22 protein-coding genes are annotated in these 22,606 nt (G+C 47.8%); 11 read left to right on the top strand and 11 right to left on the bottom strand.

The window, feature by feature from the left end:
• Nucleotides 1-2: 2 nt before the first annotated feature.
• From SK066_RS03080 to SK066_RS03060, 5 genes are read right to left on the bottom strand one after another with little or no spacing between them, the layout of a single operon-like run.
• Nucleotides 3-737: a lysophospholipid acyltransferase family protein gene (locus tag SK066_RS03080; protein ID WP_320543610.1), complete on the bottom strand. Its 735-nt coding sequence runs from the start codon at nucleotides 735-737 to the stop codon at nucleotides 3-5.
• A complete protein-coding gene (locus SK066_RS03075; RefSeq protein ID WP_320543609.1) occupies nucleotides 706-1,491 on the bottom strand; it encodes a carotenoid biosynthesis protein in 786 nt (261 codons plus the stop codon). Before SK066_RS03075 ends, SK066_RS03080 begins: the two co-directional genes overlap by 32 nt.
• Nucleotide 1,492: 1 nt before the next feature.
• On the bottom strand, nucleotides 1,493-2,374 hold the full coding sequence (locus SK066_RS03070) for a phytoene/squalene synthase family protein (protein WP_320543608.1): 882 nt from the start codon (nucleotides 2,372-2,374) through the stop codon (nucleotides 1,493-1,495).
• Nucleotides 2,371-3,843 (bottom strand): phytoene desaturase family protein, encoded by a 1,473-nt coding sequence (locus SK066_RS03065; protein WP_320543607.1) that lies wholly within the window; start codon nucleotides 3,841-3,843, stop codon nucleotides 2,371-2,373. Before SK066_RS03065 ends, SK066_RS03070 begins: the two co-directional genes overlap by 4 nt.
• A gap of 11 nt (nucleotides 3,844-3,854) precedes the next feature.
• Complete coding sequence (locus tag SK066_RS03060) at nucleotides 3,855-5,390, bottom strand: phytoene desaturase family protein (RefSeq protein ID WP_320543606.1); 1,536 nt, start codon at nucleotides 5,388-5,390, stop codon at nucleotides 3,855-3,857.
• A gap of 319 nt (nucleotides 5,391-5,709) precedes the next feature.
• On the opposite strand from SK066_RS03060, the gene SK066_RS03055 reads away from it, so the two are divergent.
• The 5 genes from SK066_RS03055 to SK066_RS03035 all read left to right on the top strand — a co-directional run bounded on the left by SK066_RS03055 (nucleotide 5,710) and on the right by SK066_RS03035 (nucleotide 10,123).
• A complete protein-coding gene (locus SK066_RS03055) occupies nucleotides 5,710-7,464 on the top strand; it encodes a phospholipase D family protein (protein ID WP_320543605.1) in 1,755 nt (584 codons plus the stop codon).
• A 332-nt stretch (nucleotides 7,465-7,796) separates the two neighbouring features.
• On the top strand, nucleotides 7,797-8,384 hold the full coding sequence (locus SK066_RS03050; RefSeq protein ID WP_320543604.1) for a TetR/AcrR family transcriptional regulator: 588 nt from the start codon (nucleotides 7,797-7,799) through the stop codon (nucleotides 8,382-8,384).
• A gap of 6 nt (nucleotides 8,385-8,390) precedes the next feature.
• Nucleotides 8,391-8,774, top strand: a complete 384-nt coding sequence (locus tag SK066_RS03045; protein ID WP_320543603.1) for a DMT family transporter — start codon at nucleotides 8,391-8,393, stop codon at nucleotides 8,772-8,774.
• On the top strand, nucleotides 8,762-9,076 hold the full coding sequence (locus SK066_RS03040; protein WP_320543602.1) for a DMT family transporter: 315 nt from the start codon (nucleotides 8,762-8,764) through the stop codon (nucleotides 9,074-9,076). The genes SK066_RS03045 and SK066_RS03040 overlap by 13 nt, the downstream gene beginning before the upstream one ends.
• A gap of 93 nt (nucleotides 9,077-9,169) precedes the next feature.
• Nucleotides 9,170-10,123: a 1-phosphofructokinase family hexose kinase gene (locus SK066_RS03035; RefSeq protein ID WP_320543601.1), complete on the top strand. Its 954-nt coding sequence runs from the start codon at nucleotides 9,170-9,172 to the stop codon at nucleotides 10,121-10,123.
• Nucleotides 10,124-10,702: 579 nt separating this feature from the next.
• On the opposite strand, the gene SK066_RS03030 is transcribed toward SK066_RS03035, so the two are convergent.
• Both SK066_RS03030 and mobA read right to left on the bottom strand, forming a co-directional pair.
• Complete coding sequence (locus SK066_RS03030) at nucleotides 10,703-11,371, bottom strand: TorD/DmsD family molecular chaperone (protein ID WP_320543600.1); 669 nt, start codon at nucleotides 11,369-11,371, stop codon at nucleotides 10,703-10,705.
• Nucleotides 11,372-11,584: 213 nt separating this feature from the next.
• Nucleotides 11,585-12,253, bottom strand: coding sequence for a molybdenum cofactor guanylyltransferase (mobA, locus tag SK066_RS03025; RefSeq protein WP_320543599.1), 669 nt, complete (start codon nucleotides 12,251-12,253; stop codon nucleotides 11,585-11,587).
• Nucleotides 12,254-12,660: 407 nt separating this feature from the next.
• Here mobA and SK066_RS03020 point away from each other — a divergent pair, with 407 nt between their 5' ends.
• A complete protein-coding gene (locus SK066_RS03020) occupies nucleotides 12,661-13,791 on the top strand; it encodes an MFS transporter (protein WP_407673808.1) in 1,131 nt (376 codons plus the stop codon).
• A gap of 111 nt (nucleotides 13,792-13,902) precedes the next feature.
• On the opposite strand, the gene SK066_RS03015 is transcribed toward SK066_RS03020, so the two are convergent.
• Nucleotides 13,903-15,612 (bottom strand): glutamine--tRNA ligase/YqeY domain fusion protein, encoded by a 1,710-nt coding sequence (locus tag SK066_RS03015; protein WP_320543597.1) that lies wholly within the window; start codon nucleotides 15,610-15,612, stop codon nucleotides 13,903-13,905.
• Nucleotides 15,613-15,811: 199 nt separating this feature from the next.
• Here SK066_RS03015 and SK066_RS03010 point away from each other — a divergent pair, with 199 nt between their 5' ends.
• Together SK066_RS03010 and SK066_RS03005 are read left to right on the top strand one after the other, a co-directional pair.
• Nucleotides 15,812-16,069: a DUF2164 domain-containing protein gene (locus SK066_RS03010; RefSeq protein ID WP_320543596.1), complete on the top strand. Its 258-nt coding sequence runs from the start codon at nucleotides 15,812-15,814 to the stop codon at nucleotides 16,067-16,069.
• A gap of 90 nt (nucleotides 16,070-16,159) precedes the next feature.
• Nucleotides 16,160-16,708: a GNAT family N-acetyltransferase gene (locus tag SK066_RS03005; RefSeq protein ID WP_320543595.1), complete on the top strand. Its 549-nt coding sequence runs from the start codon at nucleotides 16,160-16,162 to the stop codon at nucleotides 16,706-16,708.
• A 191-nt stretch (nucleotides 16,709-16,899) separates the two neighbouring features.
• On the opposite strand, the gene SK066_RS03000 is transcribed toward SK066_RS03005, so the two are convergent.
• Complete coding sequence (locus SK066_RS03000) at nucleotides 16,900-17,613, bottom strand: hypothetical protein (RefSeq protein ID WP_320543594.1); 714 nt, start codon at nucleotides 17,611-17,613, stop codon at nucleotides 16,900-16,902.
• Between the two features lie 239 nt (nucleotides 17,614-17,852).
• On the opposite strand from SK066_RS03000, the gene SK066_RS02995 reads away from it, so the two are divergent.
• From SK066_RS02995 to SK066_RS02985, 3 genes are all read left to right on the top strand, one after another.
• Nucleotides 17,853-18,686, top strand: a complete 834-nt coding sequence (locus SK066_RS02995) for an oxidoreductase (RefSeq protein WP_320543593.1) — start codon at nucleotides 17,853-17,855, stop codon at nucleotides 18,684-18,686.
• A 379-nt stretch (nucleotides 18,687-19,065) separates the two neighbouring features.
• Nucleotides 19,066-19,449: a MerR family transcriptional regulator gene (locus SK066_RS02990; protein ID WP_320543592.1), complete on the top strand. Its 384-nt coding sequence runs from the start codon at nucleotides 19,066-19,068 to the stop codon at nucleotides 19,447-19,449.
• 174 nt (nucleotides 19,450-19,623) lie between these two features.
• Nucleotides 19,624-20,052 carry a hypothetical protein gene (locus tag SK066_RS02985; protein WP_320543591.1) on the top strand — a complete coding sequence of 143 codons (429 nt, stop codon included), beginning with the start codon at nucleotides 19,624-19,626 and terminating at the stop codon, nucleotides 20,050-20,052.
• A 1-nt stretch (nucleotide 20,053) separates the two neighbouring features.
• On the opposite strand, the gene SK066_RS02980 is transcribed toward SK066_RS02985, so the two are convergent.
• Both SK066_RS02980 and SK066_RS02975 read right to left on the bottom strand, forming a co-directional pair.
• Nucleotides 20,054-20,551, bottom strand: a complete 498-nt coding sequence (locus tag SK066_RS02980; RefSeq protein WP_188774206.1) for a GNAT family N-acetyltransferase — start codon at nucleotides 20,549-20,551, stop codon at nucleotides 20,054-20,056.
• Between the two features lie 334 nt (nucleotides 20,552-20,885).
• Complete coding sequence (locus SK066_RS02975) at nucleotides 20,886-22,112, bottom strand: MFS transporter (RefSeq protein WP_320543590.1); 1,227 nt, start codon at nucleotides 22,110-22,112, stop codon at nucleotides 20,886-20,888.
• Nucleotides 22,113-22,606: the final 494 nt, after the last annotated feature.

The raw sequence follows: 22,606 nt of genomic DNA, 5'->3' as shown, positions 1-22,606 counted from the left end.
GCTCACCTTTTTCTCCATTTGCGGTATTGGTCATACTTGTCGTCGGTAGAGCGGCGATGCGGAATCAGATCGCGTCCTTGTAGCAATTCACCTTGCGCGGCGATCATCTCCGCACGATGCTGATCCAATTGAGTCGTTAAGCGTTGCTCCAGCAATTCGCCGCAAGTAGCCGCAGATAAAGCACGCCAGTCCTCCAGCAGCGGCTGTCCAACCATTAGACTAGCTTGCAGCCTTGAATGCTGAAATAGCCCGTAATACAGCGTCACCGGAATTACCGGTATATGTAGATTGGACTGGCGCAGTAGTAAGCTAATGCCTGCACGAAAATCAAGTGGACGCGTCTCCAGATGACGAATCTCTCCCTGTGGAAAAATCCATACCCGTTGCCCCTGCTCCAGCAATTGTCCTGCATAACGCATCGATTGCCGAATATCAGACGGACTATCTTTGTTGATCGAAAACGCACCAATTTTCCCAAAAAAGCGATACCGCTCTAATTGTCTTTGCTCCATCATCATATAATGCTCAGCAGACGATGTGCGCTTGAGCGCATGATACACCAGCAATCCATCCCACCACGAGCTATGATTCATCATATAGACCGCCGGCTGTCCAGCAGGAACCGTATCCAGCTCACCGCTAATCATAAATGAATGAAACTGACGCCGTAGCAGATACCATTCATTATACAAACGAAATACCTGTTCAAATGCGGCTGACTTGTTGGCGGCGATCATACCGATAACTCCCTTCTGCCAGTGCAATGCCAATCACACCCGCAATCACCGAACCGATCAATCCCTGTTGCCATGCTAACAGCCCGAACATGAACAGAATTCCCTGATACAGAAATACCGATTGACGAGCAACCGACGGATCAAGTCGGATGATCGGAATCGTTAATGACAGCACCCCGCCCACGATAAACCAGGCGATAAAATTGCTCCACGGTACGCCATAAAATCCGCTATCTCCGCCCCACGTCCAGAATCCGCGCGCATCAGCAACCGGATCAAGCACCAGATCAAGAATAATAATCCATACCCCAACCTGTACAGCACGTAACAGACGCGCACGCATCGAATCGGTTACCGCTCGTCCGCTCGCCAGCAGGATACCGCTGGATACGACTGCGATCCATGCAAAACCAAGCGTCCACGGTACGCCCAATACCAGACCACCTAAAATGCTACTATATTCGTATTCACCAAATGGCCAGCCTGTATGTACACCCATCCATTCCAGCGCCATGCCGCCAAGCCACATCAGCACCGCAGCCATCAGCAGACGGGAGAACGTGATCGACTCCCGTTTGCTGACTGACCAGTCGGACATATTGTATTGGGGTTGACTGCGCCGTATGAGAGATAACGCATACAGCGCATAGAAGACAAGAAATAACCCATTTGAGAAATCAAGCATCTTCGGAACACCAATCGTTAACAGGAGTACGGCTCCAATTCCATACCATATCCAAAAAATCCAGCCCATCCTACGATACCGCCGGACGACTTAACATGTCCTTGCTCACACCATGCCGTTCCGCAATGCCCATCAGCATATACAGCTTACGCTCATCGCTAACGATGGCACGCTGTGTGAACACATCATATTCATTCTCACGAATGACATCCATAATGCCCGCATAAAAGGTCGCTGCCAGCTCTACTGTAAAGGCACTGCGCTCTGGATATTCGTCCAGATCACCCAGTCCGGTGGCAAACCACTGCTCGGCTAACAGACGCAGCTCCTCCATCATCGCGATAAAGCGCTCATTAATGATACCGTTCTCTAGCTCCTGCTCGGTATAACTATGACGTTTCATCAGCTCCAGTGGGATATAGCGACGACCACGGCGACTGTCTTCACCGATGTCACGCATAATGTTGACGATCTGCATGCCTTTACCCAGTGCAATACCGGAATGACGAATAAGCTCACTATGCTCACCCTTTAATACAGGCAGCAGCATTTCGCCCACCGTACCAGCAACCAGATAGCAATAATGCTCCAGCTCGCGCATCGTAGAATAACGCGTAAAGGTCAAATCATACGTCTGCCCATCCATCTGACGCTTGAACGGCTCCTTCGACAGGCTTGGAAACTCATGAAACAGCCAGCGCAGCGCAGGCCAGATAAAATGACCTTCCGCTTGCTCCAAATTCGTAAACAACGCTTGCAGCTGCTGAATTGTATACGGTGAGCGCTCTGGCTCATCCACACTATCGTCAATCATACGACAAAAGGCATAAATGACATGAACCGCTTCCTTTTGCGGACTGGATAACCAGCTAAATGCGTAATAAAAGGACGATGAACCATGTCGGATCATCTCTTCACAGCTTTTCAGGTCCATTTCGGTCGCGTATTTCAAAGTCCCAACTCCTTTAACATTTGCTGTGCGGCCATTCGTGCTCCCTGCATAACGATCGGTACACCGCCGCCGGGATGAACAGAGGCTCCTGCCGCATATAGACGGCGAATCGACGGAAACGGACGGGGCTGTGGACGATAAGCACCGGATTGGCGAATAATCGGCGCGATTCCGAAGCTACCTCCACCATACAATCCGCTACGCTTGGCATCTGCCGGTGTGCGAACCCTTTTCCAGGTAATCGACGAGCGTAAGCCTTCCCAACCACGTGCCTCTACCATGGATAATACGCGTTCCACCAGCTCATCTGTATCCTGCTCCCACGCGATTCCTTGCTCATCGGTTACCGGGATCAGAAAGTATAATGCACTTTGTCCATGGGGTGCAGCCTCTGGATCAAGTGCTACCGGATTGAATACATAAACAGATGGCTGACTCGGCAATTTGCGTTCACCAAAGGTGTGACGAAGACTTGCATTCAGATCCTCTGGCAGGAAGAACTGATGCGCGAGTCGATCAGACCAGCGACGATTCGTACCTGCGTAGATTAATACACAGCCACTGGATGGCTGATATGGACGACGTTGCGGCTTCAAGGCTGGCTGCGAATCAGTTAACAGATCATGAATCAATGGGAAATCGCCATTGTATAATACCGCATCAAATGGCATTTTCTCACCATCGGTCTGAATACCAAGACACACACCATTGCGCACCTCGATATGATTCACGCTACTTCCGAGGCGAATATCCACACCACGATGTTGCAGCTCTTCGCCGATAATACGTGGCAATGCGGCATATCCTCCCTTGAGCATCCAGACACCAAAGGCATGCTCTGCATACGGTAGCATCGTGTAGAGTCCCGGTGTTTTCTCTGGAATACCACCGATGTATAGACTTTGCAGTGAATATGCTTCTCGCAATTGCTGCTGGCGGAAATAAATCCCTGCTGCACTGCTCAGATTGCGATACGCACGCAAGCTGCGCATGAGCGCCAGATTGCTACGCGAGAAAAAAGTACTGGCATTCGGAAAATCGCGTTCCAAAAATGAAGCCTGTCCGCGTGCAAATAACGGACTCATATCGTGCATAAAACGGCGAAATCCTGCACCGGAGCCGGGAAATAGACGTTCAATCTCCTCTGCCTGCGGCTCTGTGCCACGATGCTTGGTCATTACACGACCATCCGCATAATGAATCCGGTATAACGGGTCACATTCGATTAATGGCAGCCGATCCCGTGAAATGCCGCCCTCCTCCATAATGCTATGCAGCATCTCTGGCAACAGCACAATCGTCGGGCCCTGATCGATTGCGATCCCATCCTGCTCTTCAAAGGCGATTCGTCCACCAAGACGATCACTTTTCTCAAAAATGGTCACTTCCACGTCGCGCTGGCTCAGCAGTAATGCAGCAGTCAAGCCGCCGATTCCACCGCCGACGATGGCGATTCGTTTGCGTCTCATGATGGCTCCGCTCATGCTAGCACCGTACCTGCATCTGCGGAATGAGTATGCGATACCCCATCCTGCTTGAAGATCAACGCTGTGCTAATACGCGCCGATTCGAAGATCGTCGGCAAGCCACTGCCTGGATGCGTGCCCCCACCAACGAGCCATACATTGTCGACTTCCTCAAATTGATTATGTGGACGGAATGCCATCATTTGTCCAAGGTTGTGTGTCAGATTGAACACTGCCCCCTGGTACACATCCAGCTGACGCTCCCAATCGAGCGGTGTGAAAAATTGCATTTCCTCGATCCGATCACGCAGCCCACGAAGCTGCGGAATTTGCTCGGCACGATTCAGCATTTGCTCCTTCACCGCTTCACGCTTCGCTTCCCAATCCGTCTCACCTGTCAGATTCGGTGTCGGCATGAGCAAATACAGAGCCGATTTGCCTGCTGGTGCCATCGTCTTATCGAGTCTTGACGGGTTGTGTACGTAGAGGGACGGATCATCCGACAATGTTTTGAAGCGTGTTACCTCATCAACATAACGATGATAATCCTCGGAAAAGTGAACCGAATGGTGATCCAGATCAATCTCGCCATCTACGCCGAGATAGAGCATGGCAGCTGAGCATGAATACGTCTTCGCTGCGATACGCTCCGGTGCATATTTACGCAATACACCCGGTTCAAACAATCGGTTCATCGCCGTAGCAAAATCGGCATTAATGACCACCCGGTCAGCCAAAAGGTGCTCGCCATCCTCAAGCACTACGCCAGTAGCCTTTCCGTTCTCTGTCAGTATCCGCTGTACGCCTCTGGAAGTATGTACGCGTCCACCGTGCTCAGAGATCACTTTTGCCATCGCTTCGAATACAGCATGTATGCCGCCTGTAGGATGGAACAGACCATAGCGGTGCTCAAGGTAAGATAAAATCGTAAAGGTGCCCGGGCAATCCCATGCTGACATACCCAGATATTTAGATTGAAACGTAAATGCCTGCTTCAATCGCTCATCATTAAAATATTTGGATAAACGCCCATACACCGTATCGTTTAGATGGAGCTTCGGCAGTGCGCGTATGACATCAGAACGTACATAATCAAGCAGATTGGAAAATGGACGACGCAGTAGCGGCATCACTTTATCCAGCTTCACGTCCTCTTCTTCCAGATAGCGATAGTATCCCGCTTCATTGCCTGGAAACAGTCGTGCAATCTGCTCTGCCGTATCCTCACGGTTACGTGACGGCTTGAAAACTGTATCTCCAAAATGCAGGCTGTACAGTGGTGTAAGCTCCTTCATCTCCACATAATCGTGCAGTGAACGCCCTGAGAGGGCAAACAGCTCTTCGATCAGATGCGGCATCATTAAAAATGTTGCGCCCCGATCAAAGCGATATTTTCCGACTTCCAAACGACCGGAACGGCCGCCGACAACCGGCTGTTTTTCGAACACATCCACCTTGTACCCGTGGCTCGCTAGCAGCATAGCCGCCGCCAGTCCACCAGGTCCTGCTCCAACGATAACTGCTTTGCGGGCAGATTGAGTCGCTTTCATAACATTCCCCTTTTTTGAACTGAAATTAGTGCCGGGATGTTGTTGTTCCCGCGCGTGCTACACATGTAACCAATACCCATAAAGTATATATAAACAAATAACAACCGATTTGCACCGTCACCAGACCCATTTTACAAAATTAAATTTGGTTAATTTTGAACAAAATTTGAACAAATGAAAGCAAACGATCACTTCGCTTTGCGTCAAAAATAAAGCTTTGTTGGTATATGGTTAGAGAGGTCCAGATTGCAAGCTAGCAGCTCGTGCCTGCTGTCCAAGGGTATACCCTTCTGGATCGAATGGAAAGGAGCTACCGCTCATGAAAGCATTCCCCGAAAATTCCGCACCTATTCATACATCACGCTCCAGCAAGCATAAGCGTAAAAAGGGCTGGCGGTTGCCTGTTATCCGTATTATGCTCGGACTGCTCGTTGTCTGGCTGATCGCCGTTATGCTGTATCAAACGCATAAGCCGCTTCCAGCAGGTGTCTCGTATGAAAGTCCGCTTTATACGGTTGATCATGTAAATTTTTATTATGATCTGACGTATCCAGCACCCGGTTCAGGCGATCGATTTACCCAAAAAAGGCATATTTATGACCGGATCTTGCAAATGGTCGATGAAGCCGACCGCTTTATCGTAATCGACATGTTTTTGTTCAATAACTATGTACATAAAGGTCAGGAGTATCCGAAGCTTAGCGAGGGGCTGGCTGACCATCTCATTAAGCGCAAGCAACAGCAGCCGGATATGCAAATTGTGTTCATTACAGATGAGGTGAATACGAACTATAATTCTGGCCCTAATCCACTGCTGGAGAAAATGCGTCAGGCGGGAATCAGCATCATCATGACCGATGTTGATCCATTGCGGGATTCCACTCCTGTCTATTCAGCGGTATGGCGTACCTTTTTCCAATGGTTCGGTCAGGCTGGAGAAGGTACGATTCCGAATGCAATGGCAACAGGCGGCCCGGATGTGACATTCCGCTCCTACTTGAAGCTGATCAATGTAAAAGCGAATCATCGCAAAGCGGTCATTACCGATCATAGTGCGCTTGTATCTACTGGTAATGTACATGATGCGAGTGCCTATCATTCCAATGTTGCCTTTGAAGTACAGGGGAAAATCATTGGCGATCTGCTCAAGGCAGAGCAGGCGGTAGTCGATCTATCCGGTTATCCGGTGAAGCTGCCGACGTATACACCGCCCACCAAAGCGATTGATACGACATCCGGTACAGGTCAGGTCACCGCGTCCTCGGATACGAAGGAAGCCAAGGCATCATCCAATTCGTCTAACGCAAATGGCAATACAACTGTAAATGGAAACGAAGCTAATATGGATCGCTCTACATCAGCTGCTTCCTCTGCGTCAGCTACATCGGGAACCCAGTCTTCCCGTACAACGAGTAATAATAACGATGCCACAACCACGGATGGGACGAATAGCAACACAGATGTGTCTACTTCCGATCCGATTCAGCTTCGTTATATTACCGAAGGCAAGGTATACAGCCGTTTGCTAGAAGCGATCAATGATACGAAAAAGGGCGATACGCTATGGATGGGCATGTTCTATCTAGCCGACCCAGAAGTGACCAAGGAGCTACTCGCAGCTGATCAGCGCGGTGTGACGATCAAGCTTATTCTGGACCCCAACCAGAATGCCTTTGGACAGGATAAGATCGGTATTCCTAATCGCCCTGTCGCCGCCGAGCTAAACGAGAAGTCTGGTGGACGAATCGGCATTCGCTGGTATAACACCACGGATGAGCAGTATCATACGAAGCTGATGTACATCCATAAGCCTGATGGCAAAGACCTGATTATCGGTGGTTCTTCCAACTTCACCCCACGCAATCTGAAGGATTATAATCTGGAAAATGACCTGTGGATCAGCGCATCAAATCAAAATCCACTCATGCTTGAGGTGAATAGCTACTTCAATATGCTGTGGAACAATGATGGGGAGCAATATACCTTACCGCTAAGCATGTATCAGGAGCAGACCACATGGCTCAAGGACATCGCATATCGCTTACAGCTGATTCTTGGATTTACTACGTTTTAAAGTTGACGTAGTCATCCTTCATCGTTTTTGCCCTATTACAACTATCCTTCATCAGCAGAGAGGTCGCTCCAATGACCTCTCTATTTTCATGTTAAACGAAAGTAGGGTGCGTCTTCATCCACCGCTGTGTGTAGATTAGGCACTACTCTCTCATACACAATCTCTCATACACAACTTTCTGCTATAGAGCGGCTCACAAATAATATAGCCACTTATATAGCTCCCCTGTTATTCTTTATACTTTTCATTAAAAACCATTCAAAAGCACAGGGTTGACTTTAAAATTCGATTGCTTTAATATTTACCTAACGACCGTTAGGTAGGTGTAAATAATGAATGTAAAACAGCAGCTGCTACAGATTGGACTTTCCCATTTTGCTCGTGATGGTTATGAAGGAGCTTCACTCGCCAAGATCGCAGCCGAAGCAGGCATCAAAAAGCCATCGATCTATGCGCATTTTAATAGCAAAGCAGACCTGTTCATGAAGGTGCTTCATCGTGCGTCGCGTGTGCAGCAGCATTCGCTCAAGCGTTATATGCTGGCACATCATCACCATACGCTGGAGTACAAGCTACATGGATTGCTGGAGCATATGCAGAAGCTATATCGCTCTGATGATACGATCAAGTTCGTGATGCGCATGTCCTTCTTCCCACCCAAGGAGCTAGAGCATGAAGTGATGCCGCTCATCTATCACATGCTGGATACGATGGAAAATCAACTGGTGCGACTATTTGAACATAATCTGCATAAGGAAAATTTAAATTGCTCCGTATCGGCTATGCAGGCGGCGCGAGCTTATCTAACCTGTGCGGATGGCATTTTGCTGGAGGTTTTGTATGGTCAGGAGCAACGCTCGATCCAGCGACTGGATGCGACCTGGCCGATCTATTGGAATGGAATTATTGGAAAGGGGTAACACCGTATGAATCGCAATTGGCTTTATGTATTTATTGGCGGACTGATCGAGGTTGTGTGGGTATCCGGGCTGAAGCATGCCGCTACAGCTGGGGAATGGACATTGACCGCGATAGGTATCGCGCTTAGCTTTTATCTGATTATTCAGGCATCGCGTCGTCTGCCTGTTGGCACGGTCTATGCCGTGTTTACTGGACTGGGTACAGGAGGTACGGTGGCGGCAGAGATGATTATTTTCGGCGAGCCGATTCAGTGGACGAAGATTGCACTTATTTTACTACTGCTCGCTGGCGTGATCGGCTTGAAGCTTGTTACGGATAAGGATCACAAAACAGCAGAAGCACAGACAAAAGCAAACACAAAGGCAGGTGAAGCATCATGTACTGGCTGAGTCTGGTCATCGCTGGCGCATTTGAAGTATTCGGCGTTATCTCGATGAATCGAATCATTCGGCAGCGCTCGATCCTCAATCTGATGATGATGGTGATCGCGTTTGTCGGTAGCTTCTCCTTTTTGACGATTGCCATGAATGGCATTTCGATGGGAACCGCTTATGCGGTATGGACAGGAATCGGAACAGTCGGTGGCGCATTGGTAGGCATGCTCATGTATAATGAAGCAAGAAGCGGATTGCGCATCCTGTTCATCGCGATGATTATTACGTCCGCAGTAGGCTTGAAGCTTATTGCGTGACGATCCGTCTGCCGTTTACTTATACAAACGGCAGCATAGATGAAGTAAACGCCAATCCAGCAATGACTTTCGCAGGTTGAAGGAGTAGTTGGCATGATTACGACAGTAACATTGAATACGGCACTTGATGTTATTTATCAGGTGCCTTCCCTGCGTCCAAATACCGTTCATCGTATTGAGGATGCGATTACACTACCTGGCGGCAAAGGCGTCAACGCCGCACGCATCATCCAGCAATTGGGCGAACCGGTTACGGCTACTGGGCTGATCGCCGGGCATAATGGACGCAAGCTGGTGTCGTTATTGCGACAGGAGCAGGTCGGTTGCCGATTTACCGAAGCAGAGGGCGAGACGAGGCTCGCAATTACCGTTCTCGATCAAAGCCGCCGTACACAAACCGAGCTGATCGAGCAAGCTCCAACCGTTACGGCTGAACAACTGGATCTGCTGGAGCAAACCGTGGCGGAGCTGGCAGCCTGCTCTAGCTGGGTGCTCTTCTCCGGTAGTCTGCCCCAGCATTGTCCATCTGATGTGTATGTACGACTGATCGAAATTGCACGTCGCAATGGAGCGGGCACCGCGCTCGATAGTAGCGGTGAAGCATTGATGCACGGTATGAAAGCAGCACCGTATATGGTGAAGCCGAATGAGCAGGAGGCCTGTGAATGGGCAGGTATCGCACAGGATAGCAGTAATCGGCAGGAACGTCTGCATCAGGCGCTAACCGCGATGATGGATCATGGTATCGAGCTACCGGTGATCTCGCTTGGCGCGGAAGGTGCGATTGCAGCGGAACGCTCCACCGGCTCCTTTTACCAGATTCGTGTGCCGCGTCTATCTATTCGCAGTGCGCTCGGTAGTGGAGATGCGATGATGGCAGGCATGATCGTCTCTGCCAGTCGTGGGGGTTCGACCCGTGCGATGCTACGACTAGGTACGGCATGTGGTAGCGCCTGTGCCTTGCAACCTGCCGCTGGCTGGATCGATACAGATGATGTGATGCAAATCGGTAATGATATTCAGATCGAACAATCCCCTGTAGCCTGAGGCTCAGGGGATTGTTGTTGTGGTTCGTGCTGCAAAGCGTACATCCATAAAAATCTCACCGGTTTGCTGATCGCTAACGACAAAATTAATCTCTTGCGGGACCAGTTCCTTTAGCGCATACTGTCTTGCCCAATCGAGCGAAGGGAATTCCCTCGTCCGATCACATGATCTGACGATGATCTTTGGCAGTATCTCCCTGTAGTGGCTCAAGGTGCAAACCTCCTTTATTACTCCATTAGACTATTTATGCTTATTTGAATCCGCTTACAAATAATTTTGTGACGATTTGCAGAATTATTTATATTCATACCGTAAATTGTTATGTTTGAGATCATTATAAGCTTAAAACGAGGAGACGCATGAAGTCCTCTTATTCGCTGGCTAACCAAGTTGCTCATACATAAGAAGCGCTCGATGACTATCTTCATGATCGAGCGCTTCTTTATCATCGTATAGCTTGTTTATATTGGTTGGAAAATCGAAGGCACGAACAGGATCGATTGGTGCTCTTGTACGTGCCAGGATCATAATTGAATATGAAAATTCATGTACTCATCCATATCTGCTGGAAGCCTACTCTCACGCATGCTCATGCAGCTGAACAGCATACTGCCGCAGATCGTTCATATCCTGTCGCAAATAATCGTACAGCATCGTGCCCCATTGCTCATATAGTGAACCCGGTGCAGTCTCAGCAAGCCATGCTCCCATCTTATCTGTCCAGACGAGCAGATAATGCTCGATAAAATCAAGCTGCGCCTGAATGACCGCCGCCTGCTCTAATGGACGCTTCTCACTCTCTGCCAGACGCTCTGCTAGCAGAGACATGAATTCCAGCTCAATTCCAATATGGTCATCCGACTCATGCTCCATCTTTTTAAAGGCAATACCTGCGCGTGCATAGACCGAGTTCAAGATCGCCTCGTATCCACAGCGTTCCTGCCCACCACATACATAATGCGCAGCACGCAGATGCTCTTCCCTCTGATCGGCGCTCAGCAGCCGTTCATATGCTGTCGCATGCTCTGTCGCCGACTGAATAATTGTAGCGAGTGGTGTCTGTTCCAGTTCAGACAGCAGGGAATACGAGCGAGCAGACAGCTGCTGAATGCGTCCGGCATCCCGGCGCCATTCGATCAGCTTGGACAGGGTTGGCTTGCGCTGTAGCATTTCACTTAACAAACGATACGTGATTACCCGACTGTACAACCAATCGATGCTCATTTTCACTTCCGTATTCACTGCCATCTGAAATACACTCCTTGTGATTTTATTCACTACCATAATGATGGATGTGCGTTATGATAGTAATCAGCTTGATAAATAATACTTATCATACTGCCATATCCAACTGTATTGCGTAGTTATGTTTTGGCTTACTTATATTGTAACCGATATCACAAGCGATATGGGCATTTTGCTTATACGTTCATAAAATGGTCATAATGCCCGGCAGATCGCTTAATTGCCGGGCATTTCTTTTAAAATATGCATCCGTCTTGCTTGCTCATAGGCTTCTGGATCATTCATATTGTAGAGGCACCATGGCGTTATATCGCAGGATTCTAGGAATCCATCCTGACTATCAGGCAATTGCCCTTCTAGTGGTATTTCTCCCAGATTATGCTGCTCCACCCAATCCATCACTTTAAGCTGTTTGTGCTCCAATGCCTTCTTGAGTGCTGGCATTACGGTGCGATGATAGACCGCATATAACGGATGCATACGATCCTGATACGTAGGTACTACAGCCTGACTGATCGGAATACCCTCTCTATCTCCATGCATGTCAATCGCTATTTCCAACATATTGTGCATTAAATCCACACTGCTAAATGGCATATCACAAGCTGCGACGAGATACCACTCTGCTTTGATATGCTTCATTCCGGCATAGATGCCTGCTAAAGGTCCATATCCTGGGTACTCATCAGCGGCTACTGGCAAATTCAAAAATCGATAATCGCCTTCATTCGCTACCGCCAGACAGACATCAGGTGTGCATTGCAGTAATGTATCTGCTACACGCTGAATGACCGGCTTGCCCCCGATATCTAGCATCGCCTTATCCCTGCCCATGCGGCTAGATTGCCCACCAGCCAGTAGAATGCCTGCTACCTTCTGCTTCATATGCCTTCCTCCTATCGAGATAGGATGCTTCCATCATCTCGGTTATGTTGTATGTATACTTATCTATCTCATACTTTATCTAATACTTTGATCTTGAATACATTCCCTGTATGCATTGGTATGTCTGTTTCTACTTCTAGCCCCTCACCTGTTCATTATACATACAGCGCAATCCTATAGTCCAAAAATGAAGGACGAAAATGCACACGCTCACAGTTGCTATTTCTTTTGTCACTTCTCCAATCCATAGTTAGGTGAAATTGGCTGGAAATGGTTTGTATCCCCTTTCAACAAATGATAAAGTGAACTAAATGTCGCCTTGAAAGGATTGTCGTCTCTTGAGCTCTATACCTTCTAAATCGCCTTTTCTCACCCTTCGCTGGTATACGTTCTTCATTTATGGAACGATGGTGATCTTCACCAGCTTCTTTCAGCTTTATTTGCAAGATATCGGCATGAGCCAGAGTGAGATTGGTGCATTGATGGCGATTGGACCTTTTGTATCGCTATTTGCGAATCCATTCTGGGGCTATCTCGGTGACCGGATGCAAAATGTACGCTTTGTGCTGCTTACGATGATGATCGGTACACTTGTGCTTGTACAGATCGTCTTTAATGTGGAAAATTATACGCTTATTTATATTGTGATGACCTGCTTTTTCTTTTTTCAAACACCGATGTTCGCGCAATCGAGTACATTGATTCTGAACTATATCGATGGAACGCCGTATAAATTCGGCGGCTTCCGATTGTATGGCTCGCTCGGATGGGCGCTGACAGCCGTCGTTGCCGGGCCTGTCATTGATCAGCTGGGCGTGCCTCGCATCGGGATTGTGTTTACCGCGCTCCTGCTGGTGGCCATTCTGCTCATGCTCGTATTACCACCGCAGGAGCGTTTATCCGGTGGTGCTGCTCCGATCAACTGGAAAACGTTAAAGCAGATCGGTAGCAATCTGTATTTTATCGGCTTTATTATACTGGGCGTGCTGGTCGCAATTCCCAATATGATGAACAGCACCTTCCTATCGCTGTATGTAATCGAGCTGGGTGGGTCGAAAAGTATGGTCGGATGGGCGGTATTCGCTTCGTCTATTTTTGAAGCCGTACTATTCCTGCTATTCGATCGCTTTCTACGTAAAAAGGTATCGTTTATGATCGGCTGGCTGGCGATTGTGAGCCTATTGTTCACGTTCCGCTGGCTGCTAATGGCAGAAGCAGTGAGTCCGATGCAGGTTATTTTTATCCAATTGCTGCATGCCGTTACGTTTGGCGGCTATTTCTATGTCGGAACACAGCTAACGATGATGTTCGTGCCGAACGCGTTCCGCAGTACGGGTCAGGCGCTGTATACGATGACATGGAGCGGCGTATCAGGCGTCATCGCTGGCTTTCTCGGTGGATGGCTGTTCCAGAACTTTGGGTCAGAGCAGATGTATCTGGCTGGCGTGGCGTTGTCGCTGGTAGGGTCGATTGGTTTTGCATTGATGTGGCTGAATGTACGACGAACGGGGTATCAGCTGCCTGATGAAGAAGAATAAATGTAAATAAAAGGCGCTATCCCCTCAGAGGATAACGCCTTTTTGTTTATCATCATGAGCGTGAAAACATCATGCTCACTCCGTTATGCATAGCGATTAATGTTGGATACTTTATGCCTTCGGCAATTTGAACGAGCTCTTCATCGATACAACCAGATTGAAGACAGGGTCTCCTGGCATGGTATATTTTGGATCAGCACTGAAATAGCCGTGGCGGAAAAATTGGTAACGATCAAATGCAGCGGTATCCTTCAATCCTGGCTCGACGAAGCCGTGTACGATTTCGAGCGAGTTGGGATTGATCGAATCTAGGAATGTTTTTTCTGGAATCTCATCTGTACCGCCAGCGGTTTCTTCAACTAGCTCTTCGTCTTCTGCTTTGATCAGTGGCTCATACAGACGGAATTCAGCTGGAACGGCTTGAGAAGCTTCAACCCAGTGAATCGTGCCTTTTACTTTACGAGCGTTAAAGTCACTACCACTCTTCGTTTCGATATCATATGTGCAATGAATTTCGACGATATTACCGTCTTCATCCTTGATAAAGTCATTACATTTAATGAAGTACGCATGCTTGAGGCGAACCTCATTGCCTGGATACAGACGATGATACTTCGGTGGTGGCACTTCCATAAAGTCGTCCTGCTCGATGTAGATTTCACGTGAGAACGGAATTTGGCGAACGCCCATTTCTTCATTCTCCGGGTTGTTCTCAGCATCCAGCATTTCCACCTGTCCTTCTGGATAGTTGGTAATGACAACTTTCAGCGGACGCAATACACCCATCGTACGTGGAACCTTCAGCTTCAGATCCTCACGAACGAAGTGATCCAGCATTTGCAGATCGATAATACCCTGACTTTTCGAAATACCTGTCTCATATACAAAGGAGCGCAGGGCTTCTGGTGTATAGCCGCGACGTCTTAGACCGGAGATCGTTGGCATGCGTGGATCATCCCAGCCATCAACGATATTTTCATCCACGAGCAACTTGAGCTTACGTTTACTTGTAAGTGTCTGTGCGACATTCAGGCGACCGTATTCATATTGATGCGGCTCCGCATCGACTTCACACTCACGGATCACCCAGTCATAAAATGGACGTTGATCCTCGAATTCCACGGTACAGAGAGAGTGTGTAATCTTCTCATACGCATCCTCCAATGGATGAGCGTACGTATACATCGGATAGATGCACCATTTATCACCTGTATTGTGATGCTCCAGATGAGCAATACGATAAATAACCGGATCACGCATATTGATGTTCGGCGAGCCCATATCCACCTTGGCACGCAGTACCTTTTCTCCGTTACCGAATTTGCCGTCACGCATCTGGCGGAACAGCTCCATATTTTCCTCAACACTGCGATCACGATACGGGCTGTTTGTGCCCGGCTCCGTCAGTGTACCGCGTGTTTCACGGATTTGATCCGCGGTTTGGTCATCTACATAGGCAAGACCTTTGTTGATCAGCAGCTCTGCTTTTTCGTACATAAAATCAAAATAGTCGGATGCAAAATATTTGCCTTCCCACTCATAACCGAGCCATTTCACATCTTCTTCAATGGCACGTACATATTCATCGTCTTCCTTCGCTGGGTTCGTATCGTCAAAACGCAGATGCGTCTTACCGCCAAACTCGTCTGCCAGCGCGAAGTTCACCCAGATTGCTTTGGCATGACCGATATGAAGATAGCCGTTCGGCTCCGGTGGGAAACGGGTCACCACTTTGTTGACCTTACCGGACTTCAGGTCGTCGGTAATGATTGTTTTAATAAAATTAGAAGGAGTCAAATTCGAGTTCTCCACACCTATCAACCTTTCATCGTTCAGTTTCTGTTGCGAATATATCTATTATAACGGTTATACAGGCATAGGCAAGGCAGTTCGCCTCTTCCACCCGATATGATACCGTATACAAGCCGATCAGGACGGGACTTGCGACTTTTGACGACTGATCTCGAATACGATAGCATAGACAATAAAATGCAAATCTATGCAGGAAGGAGCGTGCTCGATGAAGCCGATGAAGCTATCGCGTGAGACACGTGAAACAATGATTGCGAACATTCAGCAGTTTTTTGAAATGGAGCGTGGCGAGACGATTGGCGAGCTGGCTGCCGATCAGGTGCTGGACTTTATGATGACGACGATTGGGCCACATGTATACAATCAGGCACTGGCAGATTGCCGTACGCTGGTGAATGAACGAATGGCAGGAATGGAAGAAGATATTTATGCATTGGAGCAGCGTCCTCCTATGCGACCTCGTTAATGCTCGCCTGTGCATACGGATGTGGAGCGCTCCTCGCTATCATCATGTCGGCACAGACATATACCTTCACAGAAAGAGAGGACATGCTGCATGTTCACCTACATATTGGATGAAGAAACCGAGCTGCGCCCGCTGGAGCCAGCGCATGCACGACATATTTACCAGCTGATTGATCAATCGCGTGCCCATCTGCGCCAGTGGCTGCCCTGGGTCGACTCGACCACCTCACTGAATGCAAGTGAAGACTTTGTACGTGCCAGCCTGACGCAGGCGATGGAAAATGGCGGATGGAATGCGGGCATCTGGTACAAAGGACAATTTGCCGGAATTATCGGCTTTCACGAGATTAATTGGAACCATCGCTCAGTCGGCGTTGGCTACTGGCTGGGCGAGCGATTTCAGGGCAATGGATTGATTACGTCTGCCCTGCGTGCGATGCTAGATTATGCGCTCATTGAGCTGAATTTGCATCGGGTAGAGATTCGCTGTGCGACAGGCAACAAGCGCAGTCGGGCGGTGCCAGAGCGACTTGGTTTTATTTTGGAAGGGATTATTCGGGAGGCCGAGCTGCTGCCAGCAGGTTATGTGGATCATGCGGTGTATGGCATGCTGCAACAGGAATGGAAGCTGAAGCGGTAGGTAGGTTGTGCTTCATATTGCTGTTTGTAGCTTATGTGCTTTCGCTTTATTTACTCGTGCTTCTTCATTCTATCTATACTTCTTCATTCTATCTATAATGAAAACACCACGTTCAGGCGATGAGTCGCTGGAACGTGGTGTTTTTGCACTAGCAAAGCTTTAGAACTGAATATGATTAAAATAAATACTAATTATTCGTTAGGAATATCCAGACTTTTAGCGACTTTTAAGAGAACTTTCTCATTCTGATCAAAAAAGCTTTGTGGTACGTTAGCGTAAAAATGATACTCTACGTCGTCTTTGGACACATATACCATATCATATAAAATCTTGTTATCTTCTTTACCGATCACAAGTGTACCCTCTTTGCCATTATTAAAAGCAACGCGTTGTCGCTGCACATGGTTATCGTCATTATGATATGGATCGGACACGTCCTCCATATAGTTGGAAGCATAGACGCGAATATCGATGTCCGGATTGCCAACATACAGTATCTTCCCATCCCCATTGTCTGCCTCCTCGCCGGCTGTCCATGTCGCAGGATAAGCAATGGAATAGCCATAACGACTATTTACATAATGATAAACGGCTGATTCCTGACCATCTGTCGCTGGAACTGCTTCCTTTTTGGTTGAGGTAGAATCGGTAGATTCCGTGGGTGCTGTTGACGCTGCTTTATCAGAGGTAGCCATGTCTGGCGTATTTGACATCTCCTCTGCCAGATCAGAGCTCGACTCTTCACCATTCTCTGGAGTATTGCTGTTTGTATCAGCGCTGTCTGCTGTAACCGATTCTGCTGCCGATGTATTTATGTTCGACTTGTCTACAGGTTCCGTATTGGAGCAGGCGGCACAGAGCGCGATTATAGAGAGAACCGCACAGGCTAATCCTATCTTATTCATGATGTTTCTCCTCTCAATTATGTACGATATGTTGTGCACCCTCTTTTGCAGTATAGCCTCAGCTGATCTTGTATCTTTTAGCATAAAAATGGAGTACTGCCAGCTCAAAGATGGAATGCTTCTATAGTATATGTAATAAACGACATTTTTGCATGTCTGGAATACTTGGCTTGACTTCAAGTTAACTTCAAGTAGTAGCGTAAGGAGTGTAACCCACCCTAACGCAAAGGAGCTTTTCAATGTCACAAAATAAAGTATGGTTGATCACAGGCTGTTCTACCGGGTTTGGTCGTGTGCTTGCAGAGCAAGCTATTCAGGCAGGTTATCGGGTCGTAGTGACTGCACGCCAGTTGGAGGCTATTGCTGACCTGGCGAAAGATCGAGAGGATCGTGTACTCGCTTTACCTCTGGATGTCACTCAACCAGAGCAAATTCAAGCTGCTGTACAGCATACATTGACTCACTTTGGCTCGATCGATGTACTTGTCAACAATGCAGGTATCGGCTATTTTAGTTCGGTAGAGGAAAGCGTGGAGGAAGAAACACGTAAAATGTTTGAGATCAACTTCTGGGGCTTGATGCATATGACCAATGCGGTCTTACCACATATGCGCAACCAGCGTTCTGGACATATCATCAATTTTTCCTCGATTGGTGGTCTGGCATCGTTCCCGACGCTTGGATACTATCATGCAACTAAATATGCTGTAGAAGGCATTTCCGAGAGTCTGGCTCAAGAGGTGGCACCGTTTAACATCCATGTATCCTTAATCGAGCCTAGCAGCTTCCGTACCGATTGGGCAGGTCGATCATCGGTTAAAACGTCCTCGTCCATTGCAGAATATCAATCATTTATGGACATGATCGTTACGCCGGATGCGGCTGGAAAAGAGCCCGGTGATCCGCAAAAGGCAGCCGAAGCGGTGCTACAGATCGTCGAAAGCGACAAGCCTCCACTGCGTCTACTGCTGGGCAACGCTGCCTATGCCGCTGCTACACATAAGTTGAATACCTTGCTTCAATCCATTGAAGAATGGAAGGAAGTTACGCAAAACGCTGATTTCAAGGAATAATATAAACAGCGATGTTCTATCTATTCTCCTAGCTGACCTAAAGTAGTCTGTTATTAACATACTAGACATCCGCAATCTAGCGAATCGAACGGGCGATCTATGCTAGCATTATTTCTACGCAGAGCTATCTTGTATAGATAGCTCTGTTTACCTATTAGATACGCATAATGTATTCATATCTTCAAGCTGGCGTGAGACTTATTATTTATAGTATTCAATAAAAGCCAGTTACATGATTAATCATTGCTATACACTCAGCACCCAATCGCATACACTGAAGCTGTAAGATATTTTGCTTCGCAAAAATCACTTTTCATTAAACATCGTGTTAGGAGAACGCTAACACTGAAGTTAAAGTTAACTTTAAGAGGTGAGAATATTGACGTACTCGATCAGCGAAGTGGAAACTATAGTCGGACTGAATGCTTCTACGCTACGGTATTATGAAAAAGAAGGCTTGCTGCCTGCGGTTTCTCGTAATGAAAGTGGACGACGCGTGTATTCAGATGAACAAATGAACTGGCTCAAATTCGTTATTGCACTCAAAAGCACAGGCATGACACTAGATGAGATCAAAACGTATGTAGATATGATCTTTCAAGGCGATGAAACCTTACTCGATCGCCGTAACTTCCTTGAACAGCACAAAAAGCGAATCGAACTTCAAATGACCGAAACGCTCTCCCATATGCAGCGTATCATTCAGAAAATCACCTACTATGATACCGTGATGCTCAAAACGGATTACCTTGATCTAGATTAATTACTTCACTGCTCACGATAGGGATCTTATACTTTTTTCTCCTTTTACTTCTCACACTGACAACACCAAACTTTTATCTCCCCTTTACGTCAATTTAAGTTTGATTTAAGCCAGCTCGGTTATGATAGCTATGCAACAACTCATTATGAATGCATAGCAAAGAGAGGTATCCATATGAAACGCACGACCATTAATCACCATGCTCGCAAGGGCAAAAGGATGATCAGTACACTGCTGCTTGGCATCGCAATCAGCAGTCTGTTGCTCGGAGAGCAAGCCAACGCACAGGCAGCCGTTAAAACGTCCACTGGCTCTTCTGTTGTCCGGCAACAGCAGGACCCGTTCTTGAGTACAGTTGGCGCCGATTCAGATGAGGATGTCTATGATGACCTGTACGAGGGTGGTAGCCTGGCAGACACTGCCCGCCGCAACAACAAAAACCCGCAGGCGGTTATCGACCTGCAGGTTGCACAAATGAACGAGCTGCTTACGCAGCGACTGATTGACGGAAGTATCACGCCTGATACATACCGGGCGCAAAAGGAAGAGCTGACCGAGCTGATCACCAAAAGCGTATACGGACAGCATCCTTATAACCTGTAGGCTACAGCCAGTACGTCATTAAAATGTCATCCACATATCGTCCATGAATATAAAATTGTTCCTGAAGCCGTCCATTTTCGACGAATCCGTATTTGTCGTAAAAGTGGACGGCTTCTGTATTGGTCGACAGCACCCGTAGCGTTAGCTTACGAATATGTCGTGTACGCGCATGCTCACATAATGCATCCAGCAGCCGTCTGGCAATGCCCTGACGACGATAATCCGGATGCACCGCGATATGAATATCATACACATGCTGGCTAACGGTAAACGATTGCGGATAACCAAAGCCAACATATCCACATACCTGATCTCCATGCACAGCCAGGAGCTGACTGCCAGGCGGACAAGCCTGCAAATATTGACGGCGAGATGAGCAGTAAAAGACCGACGGTGTATTCAAATGATTCCACACAAGCTGATCCAGCTGCATCAGCTGACGAGCATCCTTCATTGTAGAGGGGCGAATGATCGTTTCAGAAGTCAATGGGATCGACATGACAGGACTCCTTTCGGAAAAAGCAGCGGTCTGGGCTATGCCCATCCAATCAGGCAATGGTCAAGCATATAGACGCTGGCATGAAATGTACATCACCAACGTCTTAGCGCTATTGTTCGCCTGTATGGCTTATTATAGCACTGCTCACTCCATACTTAACATCGAGGAGTCAAAGTTTTACACTGCACCGCGTCCGTTTTACAAAATCTCCGGCTATCCTCCCTTATTCGCTTCACTACCGTCAGTAAGCCTATGTTCCCTGCTATAGTTTAACGATTTATCAACCTACTATCCTACTGCCATACTTCTCTGCTGCCTCTACCCTTAATTAATCTTACTGCCGTTGCTGTAGCTGCGCCCCATGCCGCTGCGCTGCACTGTGTACCATATAAAACAGCAACGACAGAATGGCAGCCGCGACTGCCACCCATGTCACTGGCATCAATCCACCCCGATCATAAAACACACCCATTACATATGGCCCGATGACACGACCGACTGCACCAATCCCACCTGCAACACCGAGATAAAATGGCGCATACGCACCTGTGCGTTCCGATACAAAGGACGGAATCGCTGGCGAGATGAGCATTTCACCAAACGTTGTCAGCACCATCGCAATAACAAAGGCTGGATACCCCGGATACGTTAAAATGACAATGTACCCGAGCAAATAAAAGACAGCACTTGCTGTCATCTGCGCCTGTGCGGTGCGCGCAAATAGTCGCCGTACCAGATTCACAAATGGCTGTCCGGCAAAGATCAGTACACCATTTAGCGTCCAGAGCAGACTGTAATAGCTAATCAGCAGACCAGAGCTGACGATATGCGGCGATACGCCTGTATTCCAGATCGAATTGCCCAGCCATAGAAACATTGTTGCAATCCCCATAAACAAGTACACACGCACCTGCCGTAGCAGCCAGCCTGTTCGTTCGCCCGGCGCAGACTTGGGGCGTCCCGGATTATTATCATCGATTTGAGACGGATCGGCTGTCCCGATCTTACCCAGGTACACAAAGAAAAAGATCGCAAATCCAACGCAGCTGATCCCATTAATGACAAATGATAAATAATACGAAATATCCGCCAGCACGCCACACAATGCCGTCCCCAGCGCAACCCCGATATTATTCGCTACATACACGATATTAAATAGCTCTCCCCGCCGATCCGCAAACCGGAAGCCGATAAACGCCTGAATCGCTGGCATCGACATAGAGTTGAACAATCCGATAAACACCATTGCCCCCATGAATAATGGAAAATGGCTGCTAACGGCTGGTAATGTGAACAAGAATGCCCCATTTAACAGCAGCGAGCCTACGATCAGACGCCGTACACCCAATCGATGATAGAGCGCGCCACCTAATAGCTGCCCAATAATACCACCAAGTGATTGTAAGAGCACCACCAGCCCGGCATCCTGCATCGGACGCCCTAGCTCCTGATAAACGAATAATGTGACGAGTGGCCACATCAAAGACCCGCCTGCTGCGTTGAGCAGACTGGCGAGTAGAAAGACTTGAATTTCCCGTGGATATGTTTTGAGCCAGCGCATGATGAATTCCTTTCCCTAGGTAGACCTGCTAATCGCAAGCATGCCTCTATGCTGTATAATCAACTGCAAGTGCTGCCATTAACCCGGCAGACATATGTATTCATGTTCAAAATGATCGATCAAACACATAGCTTCTAGTATGCTTCATGGCAGTTATAATGGGCAAGCATATCCTTTGCCGCTTTACACGGATAAGGAGCTGAATAGGCAAGGTACACCGTATCCTTTTTCGAGCTGGAATAACGATGTATGTGGTTAAGTGCAGACTCCTGCCAAATCGCGAAATCATATAACAATGTGGAAGACAATAGTAAGCGATCCGTTGCCCTATTTCACCATTAAAAACGCACCTGTTTATGCTGGAATCGAAGATGGAAGAATCTACTGCAAATTTTTTAGTTATTTTAAATTCAGTTATGTTTCAATCGGTCGGCGCCCGTTTAACAATAAGTAACGGCATTTGGCGAGAGTGATGTCCCCTTCATTCTCACCCT

This window comes from Paenibacillus hunanensis (assembly GCF_034055775.1).
In the GTDB taxonomy this organism is placed as follows: Bacteria; Bacillota; Bacilli; order Paenibacillales; family Paenibacillaceae; genus Saccharibacillus; species Saccharibacillus hunanensis.
Note: the sequence above shows the minus strand (reverse complement) of the source record. Positions and strands in the feature narration are given on the sequence as shown.